Annotated in this window: 4 protein-coding genes; 1 reads left to right on the top strand and 3 read right to left on the bottom strand. The window is 71.5% G+C overall.

Annotated features, from left to right (window positions below; genetic code table 11):
• Positions 1 to 199 precede the first annotated feature (199 nt).
• A complete protein-coding gene (locus ACWGL3_RS30875; RefSeq protein WP_452462104.1) occupies positions 200 to 1,885 on the bottom strand; it encodes an SLC13 family permease in 1,686 nt (561 codons plus the stop codon).
• Between the two features lie 270 nt (positions 1,886 to 2,155).
• The gene (locus ACWGL3_RS30870; protein WP_267949855.1) at positions 2,156 to 3,322 is read right to left on the bottom strand and encodes an enolase C-terminal domain-like protein; all 1,167 of its coding nucleotides are present in this window, start codon (positions 3,320 to 3,322) and stop codon (positions 2,156 to 2,158) included.
• Positions 3,323 to 3,437: 115 nt separating this feature from the next.
• Here ACWGL3_RS30870 and ACWGL3_RS30865 point away from each other — a divergent pair, with 115 nt between their 5' ends.
• Positions 3,438 to 4,139 (top strand): GntR family transcriptional regulator, encoded by a 702-nt coding sequence (locus ACWGL3_RS30865; protein WP_267949854.1) that lies wholly within the window; start codon positions 3,438 to 3,440, stop codon positions 4,137 to 4,139.
• Positions 4,140 to 4,256: 117 nt separating this feature from the next.
• On the opposite strand, the gene ACWGL3_RS30860 is transcribed toward ACWGL3_RS30865, so the two are convergent.
• Complete coding sequence (locus ACWGL3_RS30860) at positions 4,257 to 4,949, bottom strand: hypothetical protein (RefSeq protein WP_452462103.1); 693 nt, start codon at positions 4,947 to 4,949, stop codon at positions 4,257 to 4,259.
• Positions 4,950 to 5,067: the final 118 nt, after the last annotated feature.

Raw genomic sequence — 5,067 nt, 5'->3', positions numbered from 1 at the left:
GGGCGGGGGGGGGGGGGGGGCCGGGGGGGGGGGGTCGGGCCCCCCCCCGGGGGCCCCGCGGCGGTGCTGCATGGGCGGCCGGCGACCGGACCGGGCGGCGAACGCGTCCCCCGGGACCGGCGCGGAGCACCCGGCGGAACCGGCCAGGAGGGGCGGGGTCCACGCCCCGCTCCTCCGGGCCGGTGTCACCGGCCAGGCCTCACCGGAACCCGGCGGGAAGGGACATGAGGTCGATCCCCCACATGAGCGGCAGCATGTAGAGCGTGCCCGCGACGATGAGGGCGAGGGCGATGACGTTCAGCCAGAACCCGGTCCTGACCATCTCCATGATCGTCACCCGGCCGGTGCCGAACATGATCGCGTTCGGAGGGGTGCCCACCGGAAGCATGAACGCGCAGTTCGCGGCCATCGCGCAGGGGACCATCAGCGCGTAGGGGTGAACGTTCAGCGAGATCGCGAAGGCCGCCATGACGGGGAGGATCATCGTCGCCGTCGCGGCGTTGGAGGTGATCTCCGTCAGGAACAGCACGAGGGCGGTGGCGATGACGATGATCAGGACCACGTCGATCCCGTCGAGCGTGCGCAGCTGCTCGCCGATCCACGCGGAGAGGCCGGTCTCGACGAACCCCGCGGCGATGGCCAGCCCGCCGCCGAACAGCAGGAGGATCCCCCAGGGGATCTTCTTCGAGTCCTCCCATCGGAGGATCTTCCTCTCCTCGTCGTTGCGCGACGGAAGCGTGAACAGCACCACCGTGGCGACGACGGCGATCACGCCGTCGCTGATGCCCGGGAGAAGGTCGTCCCAGAGGAACGAACGGGTCACCCACATGAACGCCGCCCCGAGGAAGACGACGAGCACGGCCTTCTCCTCGGCGGACATCCTGCCGAGGGACCTCCTCTCCCCCCGGATGATCTCCTTGCCGCCGGGGAGGTGCTTGAAGCGGACCTTGAACACGACGCCGGTCAGGTAGAACCACGCGAAGGCCAGGAGGACGACGACGATCGGGAGTCCGAACACCATCCATCCGCCGAACGAGATGCTCTCGCCGAAGAGCTCCCCGACGGTCGCCGAGAGAATGGCGAGCGGCGGCGTCCCGATGAGCGTCCCGAGACCGCCGATGGTGGCCGCGTAACCGATACCGAAGACGATGGACTTCTCGAACTTCGGCAGGTCCGCGGCGAATTCCCCGCCCCGCAGCGAACGGGCGGCCTGGTAGACGACCGCCAGCCCCACGGGGATCATCATCATCGTGGCGGCCGTGTTGGAGACCCACATCGACAGGAAGCCCGTCGCGACCATGAACCCGAGGACGATACGGCGCGGACTCGTGCCGATCGCCGCGACGATCGAGAGGGCGATGCGTTGGTGGAGGTTCCACTTCTCCATCGCGATCGCGAGCGAGAAGCCCCCGAGGAACAGGAAGATGATGTCGTTGCCGTACGCCGCGACCACCGCGTCCCCGCCCAGCGCACCGGTCAGCGGCAGGAGCACGATCGGGAGCAGGGACGTGACCGGGATGGGGATCGCCTCCGTGATCCACCAGGTCGCGACCCACAGGGTGGTGGCGAGGACCGCCCGCCCCTCCGGCGAGAGCCCCTCGGGCTCGAAGAACACGAGCGTCACCGCGAAGAGCAGCGGCCCGAGTACCAGTCCGATGAGGCGTGCGGGCGTGTACCCGGGTCCGGGATCCCCGGAGCCCCGGGCCGGTCCCGGGCCCTCCGGGGCGCCGGGGGCCCGCTCGGAGACTCCGCCGCCCCCGGGGGACGACGCCACCGGCTCCGGCCCCGGTGCCTTCCTGCGGCTGGAGAACGTCAGGAGCTCTTTGATCTCGCGGTGCGAGGCCCACAGGTTCCCCCGGAGGGGATACAGGTAGGAGTGTGCCATTGCCGTACCTTCTTCGGTCTCTTGCTCGGCGCGACTTGCTGCGGGGGGGGTCGGCGCGGGGGGTACGCGGGTCGACATCGGCCATGAGGGAAAAGGGGGACGTGGGCACTCCGCCGGGGAGCCCAGGGGTCCGTCGTCGGTCATGGGGCCGACTTCGTCGGGGGTCGCCGCGGGGACGGTCGTCCGGACCGCCCCGGGGCGGTCGCGGGTGTCGTCGGGACCGGCGGCCCCGCCTCCGCGGACGGTTCGGGGGCCGCCGGCCCCGGCCGGTCAGGCGTGCAGGCCGCGGAGGAGGCGGTGGAACTCCGCCTTGCCCTCGAGCCCGATGCCCGGCAGCTCCCCCGGCGCCACACGGCCGCGGGCGACCACCGCGTCGTCGGTGAAACCGCCCGTGGGCTGGAACTCCCCGGGGTAGGACTCGTTGCCGCCGAGCTTGAGGGCCGCGGCGATGTGCAGTGAGAACTGGTGCCCCCCGTGCGGGACGCACCGGCGGGAGGACCAGCCGTGCAGGGCGAGCATGTCCAGGACCCGGCGGTACTCCGTCAACCCGTAGCTCAGCGCCGGGTCGACCTGGAGGAAATCGCGGTCCGGGCGCATTCCGCCGTAGCGGATCAGGTTCCGGGCGTCCTGCAGCGAGAACAGGTTCTCGCCGGTCGCGATGGGGTGGCGGTAGTTCTCCGACAGCGTCGCGTTGAGGCCGTAGTCCAGCGGGTCGCCGACCTCCTCGTACCAGAAGAGGCCGTACCGTTCGATGGCCCGGCCGTAGTCCAGCGCGGTCCGCAGGTCGAACTTGCCGTTGACGTCCACCATCAGGCGGGACCCGTCGCCGTCCAGGACGTCGATGACCGCCTCGATGCGCCTGAGGTCCTCGGCCAGGTCGGCGCCGCCGATCTTCATCTTGACGATCTCGTACCCGGCGTCGAGGAAGCCCCTCATCTCGTCCTGCAGGTCCTTCAGGGACTTGCCGGGCGCGTAGTAGCCGCCGGCGGCGTAGACGAAGACGTCCTCGTCCGGGTCGCCGTCACCGTAGTGGTCGGAGATCCACCGGTACAGCGGCACACCCGCGGCCTTGGCGGCGAGGTCGTGCAGCGCCATGTCCACCACGCCGACGGCGACGGAGCGCTCACCGTGCCCGCCGGGCTTCTCGTTGCGCATCATGACGTCCCACGCCGCGGCGGGCGAGAGTTCGCCGTCGCCGTCCAGCAGTTCCTCCGGCGAGGCGTCCTGCAGCCGCGGCAGCATCCGCTCGCCCAGGATGGCCGTGGCGTTGTACCGGCCGTTGGAGTTGAAGCCGTAGCCCACCAGGGGCTCACCGTCGACCACCACGTCACTGACAAGCGCGAGGATCGTGCAGTCCATCTTGCTGAAGTCGATGTAGGCGTTGCGCATCGACGAGCTGATCGGGATGGTCCCGACGTGGGCGGAAACGATCTTCATGGCCTTCTTCCTGCCGAACCAGTTCTTATAAGTCCCTTATAAGTTATGCGGAGCCTATACTGACCGAGACGGGGGTCACAAGCCCGCGAGCGAGGATTGTGTGAGAGAGGCCACGATGACCAGCGCGAACGTCTTCTCCAGCAAGGGCGGCCTGGCCTACGCGGAGCTGCGCCGCCGCATCACCTCCGGTGAGCTCGCCCCGGGATCACGCCTGTCGCAGTACGAACTGGCGGAGGAGATGGGGATGAGCATCACCCCCCTGCGCGAGGCGATCAGACGGCTGGCCAGCGAGGACTGGGTCGTGATGGACGCCCACCGGGACGTCCGCGTGGCGCCCATGAGCGCCTTCGAGGCGCGCGAGCTGCTGGAGGTCCGCTTCTCGCTGGAACCCTCCGCCACCGAGCTCGCCGCGCTGCGCCGGACGGACCGGGAGATCGCCGCGATGAGGGCGGCGGCCGACGCCCTGCTGCCGGTCACCCGCAGCTGGGGGGAGGAGGCCATCACGGCGCACCGGGCCTTCCACCGGGCGATCTACGCCGCCTCCCACAACAACGTGATGGTCAGGCTCCTGGACGACCTGTGGGACAAGGCCGACCGGTACCGGCGGATCGGGCTGGAACTGCCCGCGGGCGCCGAGCCGCGCACCATCGACCTGAACCAGCACCACAGGATCCTGGAGCTCGTCGTCGCCGGCGAGGGCGCCGCCGCGGCAGGACTGGTGCGCTCCCACATCCGCAACAGCCTGGGAGCCATGGTCACGGACGCCCTCGAGGGCCGGGAGCGCGCCTACCACCCCATCGCCGGGCGTTCGGCCTGAGGCTTCGGCCGCCCGGCCGGCGGACGGCACCGACACCGGTGACGGGTGGGCCGCCGGCGCCCGCCGGCCTCCTCCCCCGCGTCGCCGCCGCGCGTTCCCCGGCAGCCGCGGGAGTGCTCAGCGGGCCGGGGGCGCCTCCCGGGAGCGCGTCCACGCGGGCCGCACCGAAGTACCGGCGCTGCCCGCCTTCCGCGCGGTGAGGGCGAGTCCGGCGATGAGCGCCACCTCCCCCAGGTTGCCCACCGCCAGCGGCGCGGAGGGCGCCGCCGCGGTCGCGAACATGAACACCGCCCCGGCCAGCATCCACGCGCTCCGCGCACGGACCAGCAGCGCGGCGCCGACCAGGATCAGCACGACGATGGCCGTGACGGAGGGGATCGGCACGGAGGACTCGGCGGCGGAGTAGCGCAGCGCGTCCCCCTCCCGGCCGGGGACCAGGGCGAGCCCCACCGCCTCGGTGGCGAGGCCGTAGGCGATGAGCGCCAGCGCCAGGAGCCAGGAGGCGGCGTGGACGGCGCGCCCGCGCGCCCAGCCGAGCCCGAGGTCGCGGGCGGCTCCGACGGCGAAGACGACCAGCAGCGGTGTGACCAGGGCGTGCACGAGGAACCGGGGCAGGTTCAGCGCGTACAGCAGGTCGCCCGCACCGAGGGTGGAGCCGAGGGCGACGATCCCGTTGTCGTAGACCAGGCCCGCGGCGACGAGCGCGACGAGCCAGGTGTGGGCGGAGCGCCGGGTGGCCGCCAGCCACACCAGCCAGAGGGTCAGGCACAGGTGCGCCAGCGCGAACACGGCGAAGACGAGGGAGGCCATCGGCGCCTTTCTGTCTCGTTTTCCGAGATGGTAGCAATCCGAATCTTCGTCTCGACACAGGGCGGGACACCCCGTCCGGCGGCGCACCGGCCTCCGGGCGGCGGCCTCAGGCCGGGGC

The organism is Nocardiopsis sp. NPDC055824 (assembly GCF_053616335.1).
Note: the sequence above shows the minus strand (reverse complement) of the source record. Positions and strands in the feature narration are given on the sequence as shown.